Here is an 18,645-nt window from a genome sequence, read left to right as displayed (position 1 = left end):
TCACCCGCCCGTGTCGAACGGCGGCTCGGACCCCTCGGGGAAGGCGAGCACGCCGGCGCGCGGCGTGAGGGTGCTCCACGCGCGCACCTCGTCGAGGTCCTGCGGCATCCCCGCCGCGGGGCGCAGGAACAGCAGCACCCGCTCCCCCGTCGGGATCGGGTCGTCCGCGGGCTGGGGCGGATGCTCGACGCAGTAGTCGCGCGGCGAGGCGGCCCAGAGCTCCGACGCCTCGAGCTCACCCTTGAGCACGGTGTCGATCTCGACGCGGTGCCGGTCCCCCGGACCCGTGTCGAACTCCACCCGACCGTCGGCGCCGCCCGCCGTGCCGGCGACCACGAGCACCGCCTCGTCGTACATCTTCTGGGCGTCGTCGAAGTCGACCCAGTCCGCGCAGGCGTACGCGGTCCGCCCGCAGCCCGCGAGGGCGGGGCCGAGGGCCAGCAGGAGGGCGGCGGTCGCCGCGATGCGTCGCTTCACGGCTCTCACGCTAGGAAGCCGGACGGCATCGCGCCACCCAACGTTTCGCGAGGCTCAGCTCGTGACGACGACGGGCTCGCCGACGCCCGCCTCGTCGCCCATCTCGTCGGCGATGCGGCGCGCCTCGGCGATGAGGGTCCCGACGATCTCGGCCTCGGGCACCGTCTTGATGACCTCGCCCTTGACGAAGATCTGCCCCTTGCCGTTGCCCGAGGCGACCCCGAGGTCCGCCTCGCGTGCCTCGCCCGGGCCGTTGACGACGCAGCCCATGACCGCGACGCGCAGCGGCACCGTCACGTTCTTGAGGCCCTCGGTCACGTCGTTGGCGAGCGTGTAGACGTCCACCTGTGCGCGGCCGCAGGAGGGGCACGACACGATCTCGAGCTTGCGTTCGCGGAGGTTGAGCGACTGCAGGATCTGCAGGCCCACCTTCACCTCCTGGGCGGGCGGCGCCGACAGCGAGACGCGGATCGTGTCGCCGATGCCCTCCGAGAGCAGGATGCCGAAGGCTGTCGCCGACTTGATGGTGCCCTGGAACTCGGGGCCGGCCTCGGTGACGCCGAGGTGCAGCGGCCAGTCGCCGCGCTCGGCGAGCAGCCGGTAGGCCTTCACCATGACGATGGGGTCGTTGTGCTTGACCGAGATCTTGAAGTCGTGGAAGTCGTGCTCCTCGAACAGGCTCGCCTCCCACACCGCGCTCTCGACGAGCGCCTCGGGCGTGGCCTTGCCGTACCGCTCGAGCAGCCGCGGGTCGAGGGATCCGGCGTTCACTCCGATGCGCAGGCTGACGCCCGCATCCTTCGCCGCCTTCGCGATGGCGCCCACCTGGTCGTCGAACTTTCGGATGTTGCCGGGGTTCACGCGCACCGCCGCGCAGCCCGCGTCGATCGCCTGGAAGACGTACTTCGGCTGGAAGTGGATGTCGGCGATGACCGGGATCTGGCTCTTCTTGGCGATGATGTGCAGCACATCCGCGTCGTCCTGGCTCGGCACGGCGACGCGCACGATGTCGCACCCGGATGCCGTGAGCTCGGCGATCTGCTGCAGGGTGCCGTTGATGTTGGTGGTCGGCGTCGTCGTCATCGACTGGACGCTGACGGGCGCGTCGCCCCCGACCAGCACCTTGCCGACCTTGATCTGGCGGGACGTGCGGCGCGGAGCGAGGGTCTCGGGCGCGGACTTGGGCATCCCGATGTTCACAGCAGGCACGGTCCCAGCTTAGATCCGGCACCTGGGTGCCGCCGGGACGGGCGCGGCGCCGGAGCGGCGCGCTAGTGTGCCGCCGTGACCAGCGTCCCGCTCCACCATCGCCTCCGCCGCATCCAGGGCAGGGACCCGGGCGAGCCGCACCGCGCCTCCTCGCCGCTCGAGCTGCTGTTCGACCTGACCTTCGTGATCGCCTTCGGGGCGACCTCGACCCAGCTCGCCCACGCGATCGCGGGCGGGCACACCGCGAGCGGGCTGCTCGCCTTCGGCTTCTCGACGTTCGCGGTGAGCTGGGCCTGGATCAACTACTCGTGGTGGGCGTCGGCGTTCGACACCGACGACTGGTACGTGCGGCTCATGACACTCGTGCAGATGGTGGGCGTGCTCATCCTGAGCCTCGGGGTGCCGCAGGTCTTCGCGAGCATCGAGGAGGGCGAGCTCGACCCGGGCCTCGTCGTGGCGGGCTACATCGTCATGCGCCTCGGGATGCTGGCGCTCTGGCTGCGGGTGGCGGTGCAGGATCCCGTGCACCGCCGCACGGCGCTCGCCTTCGCCGGGTCCCTGCTGCTCGCCCAGCTCGGCTGGGTCGCGCTCGGCCTCGGCCATCTGCCGCTCGTGGCGGGCCTGGTCGCCGCCGTGCCGCTCTACCTCATCGAGACGGTGGGGCCGATCTTCGCCGAGAACCGGCTCCAGCGGACGCCCTGGCATCCGCATCACATCGCCGAGCGCTACGGGCTGCTCGTCATCATCACGCTCGGCGAGGTGGTCCTTGGCACCGCCACGACGATCAGCGCGATCGTGCAGGAGTCGGGGTGGACGGCGGATGCGGCGATCGTCGGCTTCGCCGGGACCGCCCTCGCCTTCGCCCTGTGGTGGATGTACTTCATGCTCCCCTCGGGCGTGCTGCTCGCCCGGTTCCCCCGGCGCGGCTTCGTCTGGGGCTACGGCCACATCGTCCTGTTCGGCGCCCTCGTGGCGACCGGCGCGGGGCTCGACGTCGCCGCACTCACGACGGAGGGCGAGTCGCACCTCACCTCGGTCGCGGTGGCCCTCGCCGTCGCGGTGCCCACCTGGGTGCTGCTCACGGCGTTCTTCGCCCTGTACTCGTTGCTCATCGGCACCTTCGACCCCTTCCACCTGCTGCTCTACCTCGGCGCGCTCGTCATGCTGGCGGCGGCGGTCGGGGTGGCGGCCGTCGGGCTCCCGCTCGCGGTCTGGCTGAGCTTCGTGGTGCTCGCACCCGTCGTCGTGATCGTCGGCTACGAGACGGTCGGCTATCGCCACCAGGCGGAGCGCTTGGCCGAGCTGGACGCCTGAGTCGCGCCGCGTCCCCGACTACTGGAGGGTGACGGGGTTGACGATGTCCGCGTAGATGAGCAGCGCGCTCGACACCGCGAGCACCGCGACGATCACCATCGTGAGCGGCAGGAGGCGTGCGATGTCGACGGGCCCGGGGTCCGGACGTCCCCGCAGCTTCGCGAAGCCGCGGCGGATCGCCTCCCACAGCGCCCCCGCGACGTGGCCGCCGTCGAGCGGCAGCAGCGGGATGAGGTTGAAGGCGAAGAGGGCGACGTTGAGCGCCGCGAGCATCTGGATCAGGCCCGCCGCCCGGTCGGCCACCGGTGCCGCGTCGAGCGCGGTGATCTCCCCCGCGAGCCGGCCGACGCCCACGACGCTGATGGGGCCGTTCGGGTCGCGTTCGTCGCCGCCGAAGGCCGCCTGACCCACCTGCACGAGGCGCTGCGGGAGGGTGAGGATGATCTTCCCGACGGCGACCGTGTTGTCCCACACGGCGGGCAGCACGGCGGTCACGGGCTGCCGTACCTTCTCGGTGGCCGGTCCCACGCCGATGAAGCCGACCTCCTGGGTCACGGGGTTCCCGTCTGCGTCGACGACCCCCTGGCCGTCGTCGCCGACGAGCTGCCGCTCGACGAGCATGGGCGTCACCTGCAGGGTCACCTCGGAGCCGTCGCGCTCGACGACGAAGGCGATCGTCTCGTCGGGGTGGCTGCGGATGAGCTCGCTCGCCTGGTTCCAGTCGGTCACGGCCGTGCCGTCGATCGAGACGAGCCGGTCGCCGGGTCGCAGCCCCGCCTCCGCGGCGGGGGCCGCCGGGTCGGCGTCGGTGCACTCGGTCTGCGAGACGTCGGTGACGACGCACTCGTTGACGGCGCCGAGCGTCGTCGAGTACTGGTTGATCCCGAATCCGCACAGCACGATCGCGTACAGCACGATCGCGATCAGCAGGTTCATGACGGGGCCGCCGAGCATGATGACGATGCGCTTGGGCACCGAGAGCTTGTAGAAGACGCGGTCCTCGTCGCCCTCGCCGATGGTCTCGGCGGACTGGTCGCGCGCATCCTGCACGAGCGTGTCGAAGAAGCCCGTGCTCGCGGTGCGCGACCCCGCACCGACCTTGGCGGGCGGGTACATGCCCGCCATCGAGATGTAGCCGCCGAGCGGGATGGCCTTCACGCCGTACTCGGTCTCGCCGCGTCGACGCGACCACAGGGTCGGGCCGAAGCCGATCATGTACTGCCCGACCTTCACCCCGAACCTCTTGGCCGGGATGAGGTGGCCGAGCTCGTGGAGGCCGATCGAGAGCGCGAGCCCCACGACCACGACGAGGATGCCGAGGGCGTAGAGCAGCACGGTTTCCACCGCGCCAGGCTAGGGCACCCCGCCTGGGAGCGCGCCCAGGCGGGCCCGGGATCGCGCTGAGCGCTAGTAGCGCACGCGCCTGCGTCTCTCGCCGCGTCGGTGCACGATGCCGCCGAGCACGACGAGCAGCACCATGAGGCCGAAGATCGTGCCGACGACGGCGAGCGCGAGCCCCACCGGTACGCCGCCGATCTGCACGTACTTGGTCCGGGTGACGACGGGCGTGTAGTCGGCGCGCGCACCCGTCGAGGTGATCGTGAGGTCCCCCGTGATCTGGCCCGCGGGATCCGGGAAGTAGGCCTCGACGACGGTGAGGTAGGCGCCGAACTGCTTGAGCACGGCCTGGGTCACGGGACCGGCCCACGTCACGTCGCCCGCGACCGTGCCGTCGGGGAAAGCCGCCTGCATGGTGTCGTCGCCGAACAGGTACAGCCGCACGGTCTGCGGGGTCTGGGCGGCCTGCGAGAGCAGCAGCGGGTAGACGACCTCGCTCGTGGCGAACTCGAAGCGCACGGGGTCGAGGGTGCCGTCGAGCGGCTCCTCGCCCGTCAGCTTGAGGGCCGCGAACGACCAGCCGCGGGCGATGTAGTCGGCGAAGAGCGACTGCACGGCCGGGTCGATGCCGTAACCGTTCGCGGTCAGCCACGCCTGCAGTCCCGCGGCGTCGGAGGCCGCGAGGGTGACCGCCTGCACCGGACCGAGATCCACCTCGCTCAGCACCTCGGGCGGCGCACCCGCCGACGCACCGTCGCTCATCCCGCCCCACCAGTCCTCCACGACCTCCACCTCGGGCGCGGTCTGGGTGTCGAGTGCGTCGAAGATCTTCGCGTCGCCGAGGCTCACGGTCGCGGGCGTCGGCGTCGGCAGCACGAGGCCCGTGTCGGCCCCGTCGGCGAGCATGTCGAGCACGAGGTCGATGCGCTCGGTCGTGCCGTCGTAGCTCACGAGTGCGTGCTCCTCGCCGACCGAGACGACGGTGCCCGCGGGGGGCGTCGGCGCCCCGCACGCGCATGCGGCGGCCGGCAGCGCGATCCCGGCGGCGGTGAGTCCCGCGCTCAGCACCGCGGTCGCGAGCACGCCCGCGAGCAGTCGTGTCCTCATCCGTTCACCCCTCCCGCCAGCAGCCGGTCGGCCTCGTCCCGTGCCCAGGATTCCGCGGCGAGCACCCCCGCGAGGGTCGGCTCGCCGGGCACGTGCGATTCCACGACGCGGCGGATCGTCTCGACGATCCCCAGGAACGGCACGCGACGGGCGTGGAAGGCGTCGACGGCCTGCTCGTTGGCGGCGTTGTAGACGGCGGGGTAGGTGCCGCCGAGCTCCCCCACGTGCCGCGCGAGGGCGACCGCGGGGAAGGTCTCGTCGTCGAGCGGCTCGAAGTCCCAGCGCGCGGCGCGCGTCCAGTCGAGCGGTGCACCGACGCCCGGCACCCGGTGCGGCCAGTCGAGGGCGAGCGAGATCGGCAACCGCATGTCGGGCGGCGAGGCCTGCGCGATCGTGGAGCCGTCGACGAACTCGACCATCGAGTGCACGATCGACTGCGGGTGCACGACGACGTCGATCCGGTCGTACGGGATCCCGAACAGCAGGTGCGCCTCGATGACCTCGAGACCCTTGTTGACGAGCGTCGCCGAGTTCGTCGTGATGACCCGCCCCATGTCCCAGGTCGGATGCGCGAGCGCGTCCTCGGGGCGCACCGCGGCGAGCTCCTCCCGGCTGCGTCCGCGGAACGGACCGCCGGATGCCGTGACGACGAGCCGGCGCACCTCGCCGTGCTCCCCCGCCCGCAGCGCCTGCGCGAGCGCCGAATGCTCGGAGTCGACCGGGACGAGCTGACCGGGCGCGGCCGCCGCGAGCACGAGCTCGCCGCCCACGATGAGGCTCTCCTTGTTGGCGAGCGCGAGCACGGCGCCCGTCTCGAGCGCGGCGAGCGTCGCGGCCAGGCCCACCGATCCCGTGATGCCGTTGACGACGACATCCGCGTCGACCTCGCGCACCAGGGCGACCGCCTCGTCGACGCCGAGGGCGGACCGTACTCCCCCGGCGGCTCCGGCCTGACGCGCCAACGCCTCCGTGTTGCGCCCGGCGGCGATGCCGACGAGCTCGAAGCGGTCGCGGTTCGCGGCGATCACCTCGAGCGCCTGCACCCCGATCGACCCCGTCGATCCGAGGACGATGACACGGCGCCGACTCATGCGCCCGAGCCTAGCGAGCGGGGCGCCCCGACGGTCAGACCGTCGGCACCGCCGCGAGCACGTCGACGACGAAGATGAGCGTCTTGCCCGCCAGCTGGCTCGTGTTGTCGCCGCCGGCCTCCCCGTAGCCCTCCGCGGGCGGGATGACGACGATGAACTGCGAGCCGACGGTCTGGCCGACGAGGGCGTTCGTGAAGCCCGTGATGAATCCGCTCGCCGAGCCGCCGTACGGCGCGCCGTCCCAGGTCTGGTCGAACACCTCGCCGGTCTCGGCGTCGAGCCCGTAGTACTGGATGTAGACGCTGTCGGTCGCGGCGACCTCGGCCCCGTCGCCCTTGATGAGCACGGCGGACTGACTCGTGGTGGGCAGGGTGAAGTCGTCGGGGATGGTGACGCTCGGCGCGCCCGATTCGTCGAGCTCGACGGTCGGGAAGCCGGCGGGCGCCTCCTGGGGATCGCCCCACGCGCGCGTCACGGCGTCCACGATGTCGACCACGAAGACGAGCGAGTCGCCGCCCGAGATGCCGTAGTCCTCGAGGCCGTCGTCGCCGAAGGCGTCCGCGGCGGGCACGACGCCCGTCACGCGCGAACCGACCGGGGTGCACTCGACGGTCTTCAGCAGGCCGCTCAGCAGCTTGGTCTCGTCGACCACGAACACCGCCTGCTCACCCTCGGTGAAGTTCGTCGACTCGATGGCCTCGCCCGTGGTGCCGTTGTAGAAGCTGTAGTCGACCGTCACGACCGACCCGTACGGGGTGGGCTCGCCGTCGCCCTCGATCACGACCGTGCGCTGGGTCTCGTCGAGCTCGAGCGGGGCGTCGAACTCGACGGTCGGCAGGGTGCCGATGTCGCCCGTGACCTTGACCGAGTCCGAGACGGGGCCCGAGGCGGTGCACTCGCGCGCATCCGGCGTGCTCGTGTCGGTGGGGGCGGGCTCGGAGTCGGCGGCGCAGCCCACGAGGGCGACGGCGAGCGCCGCGACGGTCAGGGCGGGCAGGAATCGGGGCACGACGGAACTCCTCGGATGCGGTGCGGGACGCCCCATCCTCTCGCACCTTTCCTTGGCGGCAGGTGTGCGCCGAAGGATTCTCACGGCGGGCGCGACCTAGACTCGGCGCATGCCCTTCAGCGTGCCCCAGGAGCGCAAGCTCGTCACCGAACTGCCCGGTCCGAAGTCCCGCGCACTGCAGGAACGCCGGGTCGCCGCGGTGTCCCGGGGCGCGGGCACCCTCGCGAACATCTACATGGACCACGGTTCGGGCGCGATCCTCGTCGACGTCGACGGCAACCAGCTCATCGACCTCGGCTGCGGCATCGGCGTCACGACGATCGGCCACGCGCATCCCGAGGTCGCCCAGGCGGTCGCCGAGCAGGCCGCGAAGCTCACCCACACCCTGTTCACGGTGACCCCGTACGAGAACTACGTGCGCGTCGCCGAGAAGCTCGCCGAGATCACCCCCGGCGACTTCGAGAAGCACACCATCCTCGTCAACTCGGGTGCGGAGGCCGTCGAGAACGCCGTCAAGATCGCGCGCCGCTTCACGGGCCGTCGCGCCATCGTGAGCCTCGACCACGCCTTCCACGGTCGCACCAACCTCACCATGGCGATGACGTACCGCCCGTGGCCGGAGCGCGCCGGCATGGGACCCTTCCCCGGCGAGCTCTACTCGGTGCCGATCTCCTACCCCTTCCGCGACGGCCTCACGGGCGAGGAGGCGGCCGCCAAGACGATCGACTACATCCAGACCCACATCGGCGCCACCGAGGTCGCGGCGTTCTTCGCCGAGCCGATCCAGGGCGACGGTGGCATCGTCATCCCCGCACCCGGCTACTTCGCCGCCATCAAGCGCTTCTGCGAGGACAACGGCATCGTCTTCGTCGCCGACGAGATCCAGGCCGGCATCGCCCGCACGGGCGCCTGGTACTCGATCGAGCACCACGGCGTCGTGCCCGACCTCGTCACGAGCGCGAAGGGCATCGCGGGCGGGATGCCGCTCGCCGCGGTCACGGGCCGCGCCGACATCATGGATGCCGTGCAGCCGGGCGGGATCGGCGGCACCTTCGGCGGCAACCCGGTCTCGACGGCGGCCGCCCTCAAGGTCTTCGAGATCATCGAGCGCGACGACCTGATCGGCGAGGCGCAGCGCGTCGAGCGCGCGATCACCGCGCGCATCGGCGACTGGGCCGAGCGTTTCGACGTCGTCGGCGAGGTGCGCGGCAAGGGCGCCATGTTCGGCATCGAGCTCGTGCAGCCCGGCACCACGACCCCGAACCCCGAGGCGCTCACGGCCGTGCTGCGCCACGCGACCGCGAACGGCGTCATCCCGCTCGACGCCGGTTCCTGGGACTCGGTGCTGCGCCTGCTGCCGAGCGTCGTCATCAGCGAGGAGCTCATCGACGACGCCGCGTCGGTGCTCGAAGAGGCCCTCGCGACCCGGTGAGCCCCGCATGACCGACGAACTCACCCAGCAGCGCGGCACGCCCTCCGCGGATCCGTTCCCGGTGGACGGCGCGCCCGAGTCCGCGCCGCACGCCCGCGTGCGGCCGCCCCGCCGTCGCCGCGGTGGCCGCTGGGTGGGTGCCGTCGTGCTCGTGCTCGCACTCGTCGGCCTCGTGCTGCTCGCGCCATGGGACCCGCAACGGCGGCAGGCCTACGCCGACCAGTTCACGGTGTGGACGGAGCCCCCGAGCGCCCAGGTCGAGCAGCTCGCCGAGGAGCTGCAGCTCACCGAGGACGGCCGTCGGGTCTTCTTCGCCACGCGCCCGCAGGTGGAGACGGCCCGCGATTTCGAGGAGCACTGCCCCTTCGAGGCCGAGATCGTGCTCGGCTGCTACGACAGCGGCCGCATCTACGTCTACGAGGTGAGCGACGAGCGCCTCGCCGGAACCGTCGAGGCGACCGCCGCCCACGAGCTGCTGCACGCCGTCTACGAGCGGATGTCGGAGTCGGACGCGCGGCGCGTCGACGAGCTCGTCGCCGGATACGTCGCCACCCTTCCGGAAGACGACGAGAACGTCACGATCGTCGCCGGATACCCCGCGGCGCAGCGCGCCGACGAGTGGCACTCGCGCCTCGGCACCTCCTACACCGACCTCCCGGCTGAGCTGGAGGCGCACTACGCGACGGTCTTCGCCGACCGCAGCCGCGTGCTCGCCTTCGACGACGGGTCGCGAGAGGCGCTCGAGGAGTACACCGCACGGATCGACCAGCTGAGCGCCGAGCTCGACGCGGCATCCGCCGAGCTGGCCCAGCGCGCGAGCGACTACGACGCGACCCTCGCGACCCTCGACGCCGACGTCACGGCGTTCAACGCGCGGGCGGCGGCGGGAGACTTCTCCTCGCAGAGCCAGTTCGACAGCGAACGGGCGGCCATCATCGCCCGGCAGGACGCGCTGGAGGCCGAGCGCCTCGCCCTCAACGCCGACGTCGACGCCTACAACGCGAAGCTCGCCGAACTGCAGTCCCTCGACTCGGAGCGCGCGGACCTGTACTCGCAGCTCGACAGCCGTCAGGCTCCCTGACGGGCTCCCGGCTCAGCCGAGCGGGTCGTCGGCGAGCCGGATCGTCGGCTCGTGGTGCACGGGGAAGTTCACGGATGCGGCGATGAAGCACAGCTCCGACGCCTCGTGGTGGGCGTCGAGGGCGTCGGCGGGGTCGCCCGCGGCGATCGTGACGACGGGTCTGAGCGTCGCCTCGGTGAAGCGTCCGCCGCCGTCGGGGGTCTGCACCATCTCGCCGACCGCGTCGTCGGTGTAGGCGACGACGACGATGCCGCGCTTCGCCGCGACGTGCAGGTAGCTCAGCAGGTGGCACTCGCTGAGCGCCGCGAGCAGCAGCTCCTCCGGGTTCCACCGTGCCCGGTCGCCGTGGAAGGCGCGGTCGCTCGACCCGGCGAGCTCGTGGAGCTTGCCCTCCGCCCGTGTCACGAGGTCGCGGTCGTAGTCGCGGTAGCCCGAGGTACCGGTACCGCGGTTGCCCCTCCATTCGACGGAAACCGCGTAATGGTGGCGGTGATCCATGGGAATCCTCACTCTGAGCAGGCCACAGCTTCGGAATCAGCAGCATCCGACGGCGGAGAGCCCGCGGTAGGATCGCAGCCATGACCGACACCCTGACCTCCCCCACGGTAGCGCCGCTCGCGCAGGAGCGCCGCCTCGTCACCGCGATCCCCGGACCGCGTTCGGTGGAGCTGCAGGAGCGACGCCGCCGGGTCGTGTCGGACGGCGTCTCGAGCGCGCTGCCGGTGTTCGTCCAGCGGGCGCACGGGGCGATCCTCGTCGACGTCGACGGCAACCAGTTCATCGACCTCGGCGCCGGCATCGGCGTGACGACGATCGGGCACACCGACGACGCGGTCGTCGCCGCGGCGCAGGCCCAGCTCGCGGATGTCGTGCACACCCTGTTCACGATCACCCCGTACGAGGAGTACGTGCGGGTCGCCGAGTTGCTCGCCGAGCACACCCCCGGCGACTTCGCGAAGAAGACGGTGCTCGTCAACTCCGGTGCCGAGGCGGTCGAGAACGGCGTCAAGATCGCCCGCAAGTTCACGGGCCGTCCGGGCATCGCGGTGCTCGAGCACGCCTACCACGGCCGCACGAACCTCACGATGGCGATGAACTTCAAGGCGATGCCCTACGCCCTCGGCTTCGGCCCCTTCGCGGGCGACGTGTACCGCGCACCCAACTCGTACCCCCTGCACGACGGGCTCTCGGGCGGCGAAGCGGCCGAGCGCACCATCGCGTACCTCGAGAAGACGGTCGGCGCATCCGACCTCGCCTGCCTCGTCGTCGAGCCGATCCAGGGCGAGGGCGGCTTCGTCGTGCCCGCCGACGGCTACCTGCCGGCGCTGCAGGAGTGGTGCACGGCGAACGGCATCGTCTTCATCGCCGACGAGATCCAGTCGGGCATGGCCCGCACGGGCGCCTACTTCGCAAGCTCGCACTTCGGCCTCGTGCCCGACCTGGTGCTCTCGGCGAAGGGCATCGCGGGCGGCCTGCCGCTCGCGGGCGTCACGGGCCGCGCCGAGATCATGGACGCCGCCCAGCCCGGCGGCCTCGGCGGCACCTTCGGCGGCAACCCGGTCGCGTGCGCCGCCGCGGTCGCCGTCTTCGAGCGCATCGAGCAGGACGAGCTGCTCGCCGAGGCGCGGCGGATCGAGGCGGGCCTGCGCGCGGCGCTCGAGGCGCTGCGCGAGCGGTTCCCGGTGATCGCCGAGGTGCGCGGCATCGGGGCGATGATCGCGATCGAGCTGCTCGACCCCGAGACGCACCGGCCGCGCGCGGACCTCGTCACGAGGATCGCGGCGGAGGCCGCCCAGCGCGGCGTGCTCGTGCTGACCGCGGGCACCTACGGCAACGTGCTGCGCTTCCTGCCGAGTCTCGCCCTCGGCGACGAGCTTCTCGCGGATGCGATGGGGGTGCTCGCCGAGTCGTTCGAGGCCGCGGGGGCGTGAGCACGCCGCTCGACGTCGACGGCTCGGCCCTGCTCGCGATCGTCGAGCGGTCGGGCTTCCCCGAGTCGCGCCACCTCGGCGCCGCCGCGCTCGTCGATCCGGACGGTGCCGTCGTACGGGCGCTCGGCGATCCCGCCGCACTCGTCTACCCGCGCTCGACCCTCAAGCTCGCCCAGGCGACCGCGGTCGAACTGCTGGGGGTCGTGTTCGATCCCGAGCAGACCGTGCTGTCGGCTGCCAGCCACTCGGGCACCCGCGCCCACGTGGCCGTCGTCGAGCGGATGCTCGCGGATGCCGGCCTCGACGCGAGCGCCCTGCGCTGCCCGGCCGACTGGCCGGGTGATCCGGTGGCGCGGCGGGCGGCGAGCGAGCCCGCGCGGATCACCATGAACTGCTCGGGCAAGCACGCCGGCTTCCTCGCCGCGGCGGTCGCCCACGGCTGGGAGCTCGAGAGCTACCTCGACCCGGAGCATCCCCTGCAGCGCCACGTGCTCGCGACCGTGGAGGAACTCGCCGGGGAGCGGATCACCCACCTCGGCGTCGACGGCTGCGGCGCCCCGGTGCCGGTGCTGAGCCTCGCGGGACTCGCCCGCACCGCCTCCCGCACCGCGCGCGCCGGCACGGCGCTCGGCGACGCCATCCGCGCGCACCCGTGGGCGCTCGACGGCCCGGGGCGCGCCAACACCGTCACGATCGAACGCACCGGCCTCGTCGCGAAGCTCGGCGCCGAGGGCGTGCTCGTGCTCGTCACCGACGAGGGCGCGGCCGTCGCCGTGAAGGCGCTCGACGGCGCCCACCGCGCCACGACCCCCACCGGGCTCGAGCTCCTCGTGCGCGAGGGCCTGCTCCCCCGCGGGCTCGCGGACGCCGCCCTCACCGCGATCGCGGACCCCTGGACGACGCTCCGCCTCGCGTTCTGAGCTCACCTCCGCCGGTTGAGTGCCGCCGCGGAGCGGCGGCACTCAACCAGCGGAGGGGGCGCGCTCACCGAACGGAAGGGGCGGCGCACCTCAGCCGAAGAGCGACGCGACCGCCTCGCGGAAGGCGACCGTGTGGCGCTCGACGTCGGCGGAGGTGGTGGCGGGCGACATGAGCGCCATGTTGTGGAACGGCGTGACGAGGATGCCGCGGTTGAGGGAGTGCAGGTGCAGGTACTGCTGCAGCGCGAAGTCGTCCGCCTCCGCCGCCTCCCGCCCGTCGCGGGGCGGCGTCGGGCGGAAGGAGTACTCGGCACGACAGCCGAGCTGCGTCACCTGCCACGGCACCCCGAACTCGTCGATCGCCGCCTGCACCCCGGCGGTCCACTCGGCCGCCCGCGCGATCATGCCCGGGTAGACCTCGGGGGTCAGCACCTCCGCGAGGGTCGCGCGGATGCCCGCCATCGACACCGCGTTGCCGGCGAGGGTCCCGCCGACACCGCCGACGTCGATGTCCTCGAGCCCCTCGCCGTCCGGGTCGAGCTTCGCGCGCACCGCGTCGGCGAACGTCGTCGTCATGCCCCAGGCTCCCGCCGGCACGCCGCCGGCGATCGTCTTGCCGACGACCACGGCGTCCGGTCGCAGCCCGTCACGTGCCGTCATCCCGCCGGGACCGGCGCACAGCGTGTGGGTCTCGTCGATCACGAGGTAGCTCCCGGCGTCCCGGCACGCCCGCGCGACGCCCTCGTGCCAGTCCGGCTCGGGCAGTACGATGCCGATGTTGGTCATCGCGGGCTCGACGAGCACCGCGGCGACCTCGCCGGTCGCGAGCGCGGCCCGCATCGCGGGCACGTCGTTGAACGGCACGACGATCGTCGTGAGGGCGGGGTCCACGGGCGGCCCGATGTTGCCGCGGCGTGGGATAACGCGACCGTCGGCGTCGAGGGTCGCGTACGCCTCGTCGACGGTGCCGTGGTAGCTGTAGTCGATCACGACGACCTTCGGCCGCCCCGTGACGAGTCGTGCGTAGCGCAGCACGTGGCGGTTCGCATCGGTGGCCGAGAGCGTGAACTGCCAGCGCTCCAGGCCGAAGCGGCCGGCGAGCTCGTGCGCGGCGGCCGCGGCATCCTCCGTCGGCAGCATGAACGTCGAACCCTGGGCGAGGCGTTCGGCGATCGCGCGCACGCTCGCTTCGGGCGCGTGCCCCACCATCGCCCCGGTGTCGCCGAGGCACAGGTCGACGTGGTCGATGCCGTCCGCGCAGCGGAAGCGGGCACCCTTCGCCTCGGTCACGTAGACGGGCCACGGGCCCGGCCACTTCTCCATCCAGAGCATGGGCACCCCGCCCGGCATGACCTCCTCGGCGGCACGATGCAGGCGTGCCGACTCGGGTCGTGCCGCACGGAAGGCGGCGAGTTCCGCCTCCCACAACCGCGTGAGGCGCGCGCGGTCCTGATACACGCTCAGCCCGACTTCGCGAGCTTCCGCCGGCGCGCGCTCGCCGAGAGCTGGGCGATCACGACGATGAGGATCGCCAGCACGAACACGGCGGATGCGATGACGTTGGCCTGCGGCGGGATGCCGCGGGAGGCCGCGACGTAGACGAACTTCGGGAAGGTCTCGGCGTTGCCGGAGACGAAGTTGGTGATGATGAAGTCGTCGAAGCTGAGCGCGAAGCACAGCAGCGCGGCGGCGAGGATGCCGGGCATGAGCAGCGGCAGCGTGACCCGCCAGAACACCTGTGCGGGGCTCGCGTAGAGATCGCGGCCCGCCTCCTCGAGCGCGGGGTCGAGGCTCGCGACGCGGGCGCGCACCGTCACCACGACGAAGCTGATGCAGAACATGATGTGGGCGACGATGACCGTCCACAGCCCGCGCTCGACGCCGAAGTTGACGAACTGCGATCCGAGCCCGGAGCCCAGCACGACCTCCGGGGTCGCCATCGGCAGGAACAGCAGCACCGTCACGAGCGTGCGCAGCCGGAAGGTGTACCGCACGATCGCGATCGCGATCATCGTGCCGAGGATCGTGGCCGCGACGGTCGCCGAGACGCCCACGATGATGCTGTTGCCGAAGGCTTCGCACACACGCGCGTCGTCGCAGATGTCGAGCCAGTTGTCGAAGGTGAATCCGCGCCAGACGATGTTGGTGCGGCGGGCCGAGTTGAAGGAGAACACGATCGTGTAGACGATCGGGATGAGCATGAGCCCGAGCGCGAGGAGCGAGTACACCCCGAGCACGAGCGAGCCGGCACCCCCGCGTCCGTTGCGCGGCCGCCGCTGCCTCCGTGGCGTGCTCTCCGTCTCGGCGAGCACGGCGGCACCCTGCGTCGTCACAGCAGCTCCTCCGATCCGCTCTTGGCCACGTAGGCGATCACGGGGATGAGGATGGCGATCATGAGCAGGATCGACACGGCCGCCGAGACCGGGTAGAAGCTCTGGAAGAACATGTCGTTGATGACGTTGCCCGCCATCGTCGTGCTCGTGGACCCGAGGAAGTCCTTGCTCGCGTTGACGTAGTCGCCGGAGGCCGGGATGAAGGTCAGCAGGGTCCCCGAGACCACACCCGGCAGCGAGAGCGGCAGGATGATGCGCCAGAACCGCTGCGCGGGGCCCGCGTAGAGGTCGCCCCCCGCCTCCACGTACCGCAGGTCCAGCCGCTCGAGGGAGGCGTAGATCGGCAGCGTCATGAAGGGGATGTAGTTGTAGGTGAGGCCGAGGATGACGGTGAAGGCGGTGCCGTTGAGGTAGTCCTCGGGGCCGAGGATGCCGACCGACTGGAGCGCGGTCACGACGGGGCCCTCGTCGGCGAAGATCGCCTTGAGGGCGAGCGTGCGCAGCAGGAAGCTGATGAAGAACGGCGCGATGACGAGGATGAGCGTGAGGCTCTGCCAGAGCGGATAGCGCCGCAGCGTCACGCCGATGAAGTACGCGAGCGGGTAGCTGATGAGCAGCGCGAGCACCGTCGCGATGGCCGAGAACCCGAAGGTGCGCAGGAAGATCTCGCCGAAACGACCGAGCGCCTCGGTGTAGTTCTCCCAGCGGAACGCGAACACGTACTCGCCGACCTCGAAGTTCCCGCCCGGCTCCTTGAAGCTCGTGAGCACGAGCGAGACGAGCGGTGCGACGAAGGTCGCGACGAGGTAGAGCACACCGGGCAGCAGCAGGATGAGGGCGATGTAGCTGCGACGGCGCGGGGCCGCTGCCGAGAGGTCGGGGCCGGTGTTGGCGAAGGCTCCGAAGGCCACCTCAGGCCTCTTCCAGCTCGTCCTCGAGGCGCTGCCTGCGCTGCACCGCGATGGTCTTGGTGTCGTCGTCGTCCGCGAACTTGGGTTCGGGCGCCGGCTCGTCGGCGAGACCGAAGCTGTGCTCGACCCGCCACGACACCCACACCTCGGCGCCCGCCTCGACGACGGGGCCGAACGCCATGTTCTGCGCGAACACCGTGATGACGGGCAGCCCCGGCACCTGCACGAGGTACTGGGTGCTCACGCCCGTGAACGACACGTCCGTCACGACGCCCGGACCGAGCACGTTGACGCCCGCGGCGACCGTGGGCTTCGCGGTGAGCAGCGTGAGCTTCTCGGGCCGCACGCCGATCGTCACCTCGCCGGCGTGGCGCTGGGCGCGCTCCCGCGGCACCTTGAGGCCGAGCCCGGCGATGTCGACGGTGAGCGCATCCTTGCCGGATTCGACCACCTCCCCCGTGAACAGGTTCGACTGACCGAGGAAGTTGGCGACGAAGGCGGTGCGCGGCAGCTCGTAGAGCTCCTCCGGGGCGCCCATCTGCTCGATGCGGCCCTTGTTCATGACGGCGACCGTGTCGGCCATCGTCATGGCCTCCTCCTGGTCGTGGGTCACATGGAGGAAGGTGAGCCCCACCTCGCCCTGGATCGTCTTGAGCTCGAGCTGCATCTGACGGCGGAGCTTCAGGTCGAGGGCGCCGAGCGGCTCGTCGAGCAGCAGGAGGGCCGGCCGGTTGACGATCGCGCGGGCGAGCGCGACGCGCTGCTGCTGACCGCCCGAGAGCTGGGTGGGCCGGCGGGACGCCACATGATCGAGCTCGACGAGCCGGAGCGCCTCGTGCGCGAGGGCGTGCGCGTTCGCGATGCCGCGGCGCTTGAGGCCGAACTCCACGTTCGCGAGCACCGTCATGTGCGGGAACAGGGCGTAGCTCTGGAACACCGTGTTGACGGGCCGCTGGTGCGGCTTGCTGGCGGTGACGTCCTTCCCGCCGATCAGGATGCGACCGGCGGTCGGCTCCTCGAGGCCCGCGACGAGACGCAGGGTCGTGGTCTTGCCGCATCCGGACGGACCGAGCAGGGCGAAGAACGATCCCGCGGGGATCATCAGGTTGAGGTTCTCGAGCGCCGTGAACCCCGGGAACCGCTTCGTGACGCCGACCAGTTCGAGGTCGGCTCCCGACTCGTCGAACGATCCGGCCATCAGGCGCCGATCAGCACCGACTGGAACTCGGCACCGTAGGCCTGCTCCTGGGCGGGGGTGAGCGAGCGGAACCGCTTGACCTGGGAGAGCGTCTCCTCGTTCGGGAAGATCAGCTGGTTGTCGACGAGCTCGGGATCGATCGCCTCGGCCGCCTCCTTCGCGCCGACGACGGGGGTGATGTAGTTCACCCACGCCGCCACCTCGGCGGCGATCTCGGGGTCGTAGTAGAAGTCGATGAGCTTCTCGGCGTTCGTCTTGCGCGGCGAGCCCACGGGGATCATGAAGTTGTCGTTCCAGATCGTGCCGCCCGCCTCGGGGAGCGCGAACTCCCAGCGGTCGCCGTTCTCGAGGTTGAGCGTCGTGACGTCGCCCGACCAGACGATCGCCGCGAGGGTGTCCTCGTTGGCGAGGTCGTCGATGTACGAGTTGCCCTTGATGTTGCGGATCTGCCCGCTCTCGACCTGCTCGCGGAAGAGGTCGATCGCGGCGCCGAACTGGTCGTCCGTGAAGTCGCCCGAGATGTCGACGCCCTGCTCGAGCATGATCACGCCGATCGTGTCGCGCATCTCGCTCAGCACGCCGACGCGGCCCTTGAGGGAGGGATCCCACAGGTCGCTGACCGACTTGAGGCCGTTCGGCACCTTCTCCTTGTTCCAGCAGATGCCGGCGAAGCCACCCTGCCACGGCAGCGACTGCGTGCGCCCCGGGTCGAAGTCGACGTTCAGCAGGCTCGGCTCGAGGTTGGCCCGCGCGTTCGGGAGGTTCGCGTCGGTGAACGTCTGCGTGTAGCCGAGGCGGATCCAGCGGCTCACCATCCAGTCGGTGAGGCACACGAGGTCGGAGCCGATGTGCTGGCCGAGGGCCAGCTGGTCCTTGACCTTCGCGTAGAAGGAGTTGTTGTCGTCGATGTCGACGCGGTAGTCGACGGTGATGCCGGTCGCCTCGGTGAACGCCTCGAGGGTGGGGTGGTTGCCGTCGTCGTCCTCGTCGAGGTAGAGCGCCCAGTTGGCCCAGGTGAGGGTCGGGTCGTTGGCCGAGTTGTCCTCCGCGGGGGTCGGCTTGCCGCTGCCCTCGGGCGCGCATGCGGCCAGGGTCAGCGCCGCGGCTCCGGCTCCGGCACCGGCGAGCACGGCGCGGCGGCTCATCTGGTGACGGCGCGCCTGGATGACGAGGCTGCGGATCAGCGGGTCTTCGGGAAGCGACCGGGTCATCGGTTGGACTCCTTCACGTGGTGCGCGGGCACAGGCGGCGATGCCGTGGGTTGATACTGACACATCGCGACGCAGCAGACGTA

The 18,645-nt window shown here is 71.3% G+C and carries 17 protein-coding genes; 5 read left to right on the top strand and 12 right to left on the bottom strand.

Translation table 11 applies throughout. From position 1 onward, the window contains the following. Both D7I47_RS11705 and ispG read right to left on the bottom strand, forming a co-directional pair. On the bottom strand, positions 1 to 477 hold the full coding sequence (locus tag D7I47_RS11705; protein ID WP_120763219.1) for a hypothetical protein: 477 nt from the start codon (positions 475 to 477) through the stop codon (positions 1 to 3). Between the two features lie 54 nt (positions 478 to 531). After that, positions 532 to 1,665 (bottom strand): flavodoxin-dependent (E)-4-hydroxy-3-methylbut-2-enyl-diphosphate synthase, encoded by a 1,134-nt coding sequence (gene ispG / locus D7I47_RS11700; protein ID WP_120763956.1) that lies wholly within the window; start codon positions 1,663 to 1,665, stop codon positions 532 to 534. 96 nt (positions 1,666 to 1,761) lie between these two features. Here ispG and D7I47_RS11695 point away from each other — a divergent pair, with 96 nt between their 5' ends. Further along, positions 1,762 to 3,000 carry a low temperature requirement protein A gene (locus D7I47_RS11695; protein ID WP_120763218.1) on the top strand — a complete coding sequence of 413 codons (1,239 nt, stop codon included), beginning with the start codon at positions 1,762 to 1,764 and terminating at the stop codon, positions 2,998 to 3,000. Positions 3,001 to 3,018: 18 nt separating this feature from the next. On the opposite strand, the gene D7I47_RS11690 is transcribed toward D7I47_RS11695, so the two are convergent. The 4 genes from D7I47_RS11690 to D7I47_RS11675 all read right to left on the bottom strand — a co-directional run bounded on the left by D7I47_RS11690 (position 3,019) and on the right by D7I47_RS11675 (position 7,545). Further along, complete coding sequence (locus tag D7I47_RS11690) at positions 3,019 to 4,344, bottom strand: M50 family metallopeptidase (RefSeq protein ID WP_193726437.1); 1,326 nt, start codon at positions 4,342 to 4,344, stop codon at positions 3,019 to 3,021. 63 nt (positions 4,345 to 4,407) lie between these two features. Further along, positions 4,408 to 5,445 (bottom strand): DUF2330 domain-containing protein, encoded by a 1,038-nt coding sequence (locus tag D7I47_RS11685; protein ID WP_120763217.1) that lies wholly within the window; start codon positions 5,443 to 5,445, stop codon positions 4,408 to 4,410. After that, the gene (gene dxr, locus D7I47_RS11680; RefSeq protein WP_120763216.1) at positions 5,442 to 6,536 is read right to left on the bottom strand and encodes a 1-deoxy-D-xylulose-5-phosphate reductoisomerase; all 1,095 of its coding nucleotides are present in this window, start codon (positions 6,534 to 6,536) and stop codon (positions 5,442 to 5,444) included. The genes D7I47_RS11685 and dxr overlap by 4 nt, the downstream gene beginning before the upstream one ends. Before the next feature lie 34 nt (positions 6,537 to 6,570). Beyond that, positions 6,571 to 7,545, bottom strand: coding sequence for an FKBP-type peptidyl-prolyl cis-trans isomerase (locus D7I47_RS11675; RefSeq protein ID WP_170154377.1), 975 nt, complete (start codon positions 7,543 to 7,545; stop codon positions 6,571 to 6,573). A gap of 109 nt (positions 7,546 to 7,654) precedes the next feature. Between D7I47_RS11675 and gabT (D7I47_RS11670) the strand changes: the two genes are divergently transcribed. Then, the gene (gene gabT / locus D7I47_RS11670; RefSeq protein WP_120763214.1) at positions 7,655 to 8,977 is read left to right on the top strand and encodes a 4-aminobutyrate--2-oxoglutarate transaminase; all 1,323 of its coding nucleotides are present in this window, start codon (positions 7,655 to 7,657) and stop codon (positions 8,975 to 8,977) included. A 7-nt stretch (positions 8,978 to 8,984) separates the two neighbouring features. After that, positions 8,985 to 10,058, top strand: coding sequence for a hypothetical protein (locus tag D7I47_RS11665; protein ID WP_120763213.1), 1,074 nt, complete (start codon positions 8,985 to 8,987; stop codon positions 10,056 to 10,058). Positions 10,059 to 10,070: 12 nt separating this feature from the next. Here the strand turns inward: D7I47_RS11665 and D7I47_RS11660 are convergent, their stop codons facing one another. Further along, positions 10,071 to 10,556 carry an OsmC family protein gene (locus D7I47_RS11660; RefSeq protein WP_120763212.1) on the bottom strand — a complete coding sequence of 162 codons (486 nt, stop codon included), beginning with the start codon at positions 10,554 to 10,556 and terminating at the stop codon, positions 10,071 to 10,073. Positions 10,557 to 10,636: 80 nt separating this feature from the next. On the opposite strand from D7I47_RS11660, the gene gabT (D7I47_RS11655) reads away from it, so the two are divergent. Both gabT (D7I47_RS11655) and D7I47_RS11650 read left to right on the top strand, forming a co-directional pair. Then, complete coding sequence (gabT, locus tag D7I47_RS11655) at positions 10,637 to 11,989, top strand: 4-aminobutyrate--2-oxoglutarate transaminase (RefSeq protein ID WP_120763211.1); 1,353 nt, start codon at positions 10,637 to 10,639, stop codon at positions 11,987 to 11,989. After that, positions 11,986 to 12,909 (top strand): asparaginase, encoded by a 924-nt coding sequence (locus D7I47_RS11650; RefSeq protein ID WP_120763210.1) that lies wholly within the window; start codon positions 11,986 to 11,988, stop codon positions 12,907 to 12,909. Before gabT (D7I47_RS11655) ends, D7I47_RS11650 begins: the two co-directional genes overlap by 4 nt. Before the next feature lie 90 nt (positions 12,910 to 12,999). Here the strand turns inward: D7I47_RS11650 and D7I47_RS11645 are convergent, their stop codons facing one another. The 5 genes from D7I47_RS11645 to D7I47_RS11625 are packed head-to-tail and all read right to left on the bottom strand — an operon-like array spanning position 13,000 to position 18,562. Beyond that, positions 13,000 to 14,367 carry a transaminase gene (locus D7I47_RS11645; protein WP_227000653.1) on the bottom strand — a complete coding sequence of 456 codons (1,368 nt, stop codon included), beginning with the start codon at positions 14,365 to 14,367 and terminating at the stop codon, positions 13,000 to 13,002. A gap of 2 nt (positions 14,368 to 14,369) precedes the next feature. Then, positions 14,370 to 15,242 (bottom strand): ABC transporter permease, encoded by an 873-nt coding sequence (locus D7I47_RS11640; RefSeq protein ID WP_405083436.1) that lies wholly within the window; start codon positions 15,240 to 15,242, stop codon positions 14,370 to 14,372. Then, complete coding sequence (locus D7I47_RS11635) at positions 15,239 to 16,153, bottom strand: ABC transporter permease (RefSeq protein WP_120763209.1); 915 nt, start codon at positions 16,151 to 16,153, stop codon at positions 15,239 to 15,241. Before D7I47_RS11635 ends, D7I47_RS11640 begins: the two co-directional genes overlap by 4 nt. 1 nt (position 16,154) lies before the next feature. Continuing rightward, positions 16,155 to 17,351, bottom strand: a complete 1,197-nt coding sequence (locus tag D7I47_RS11630; protein ID WP_120763208.1) for an ABC transporter ATP-binding protein — start codon at positions 17,349 to 17,351, stop codon at positions 16,155 to 16,157. Beyond that, positions 17,351 to 18,562 (bottom strand): polyamine ABC transporter substrate-binding protein, encoded by a 1,212-nt coding sequence (locus D7I47_RS11625; RefSeq protein ID WP_120763207.1) that lies wholly within the window; start codon positions 18,560 to 18,562, stop codon positions 17,351 to 17,353. Before D7I47_RS11625 ends, D7I47_RS11630 begins: the two co-directional genes overlap by 1 nt. Between the last annotated feature and the right edge of the window lie 83 nt (positions 18,563 to 18,645).

The organism is Protaetiibacter intestinalis (assembly GCF_003627075.1).
Classification (GTDB): Bacteria; Actinomycetota; Actinomycetes; order Actinomycetales; family Microbacteriaceae; genus Homoserinibacter; species Homoserinibacter intestinalis.
The sequence above is the reverse complement of the archived record's forward strand: the minus strand, read 5'-3'. Positions and strand labels throughout refer to the sequence as shown.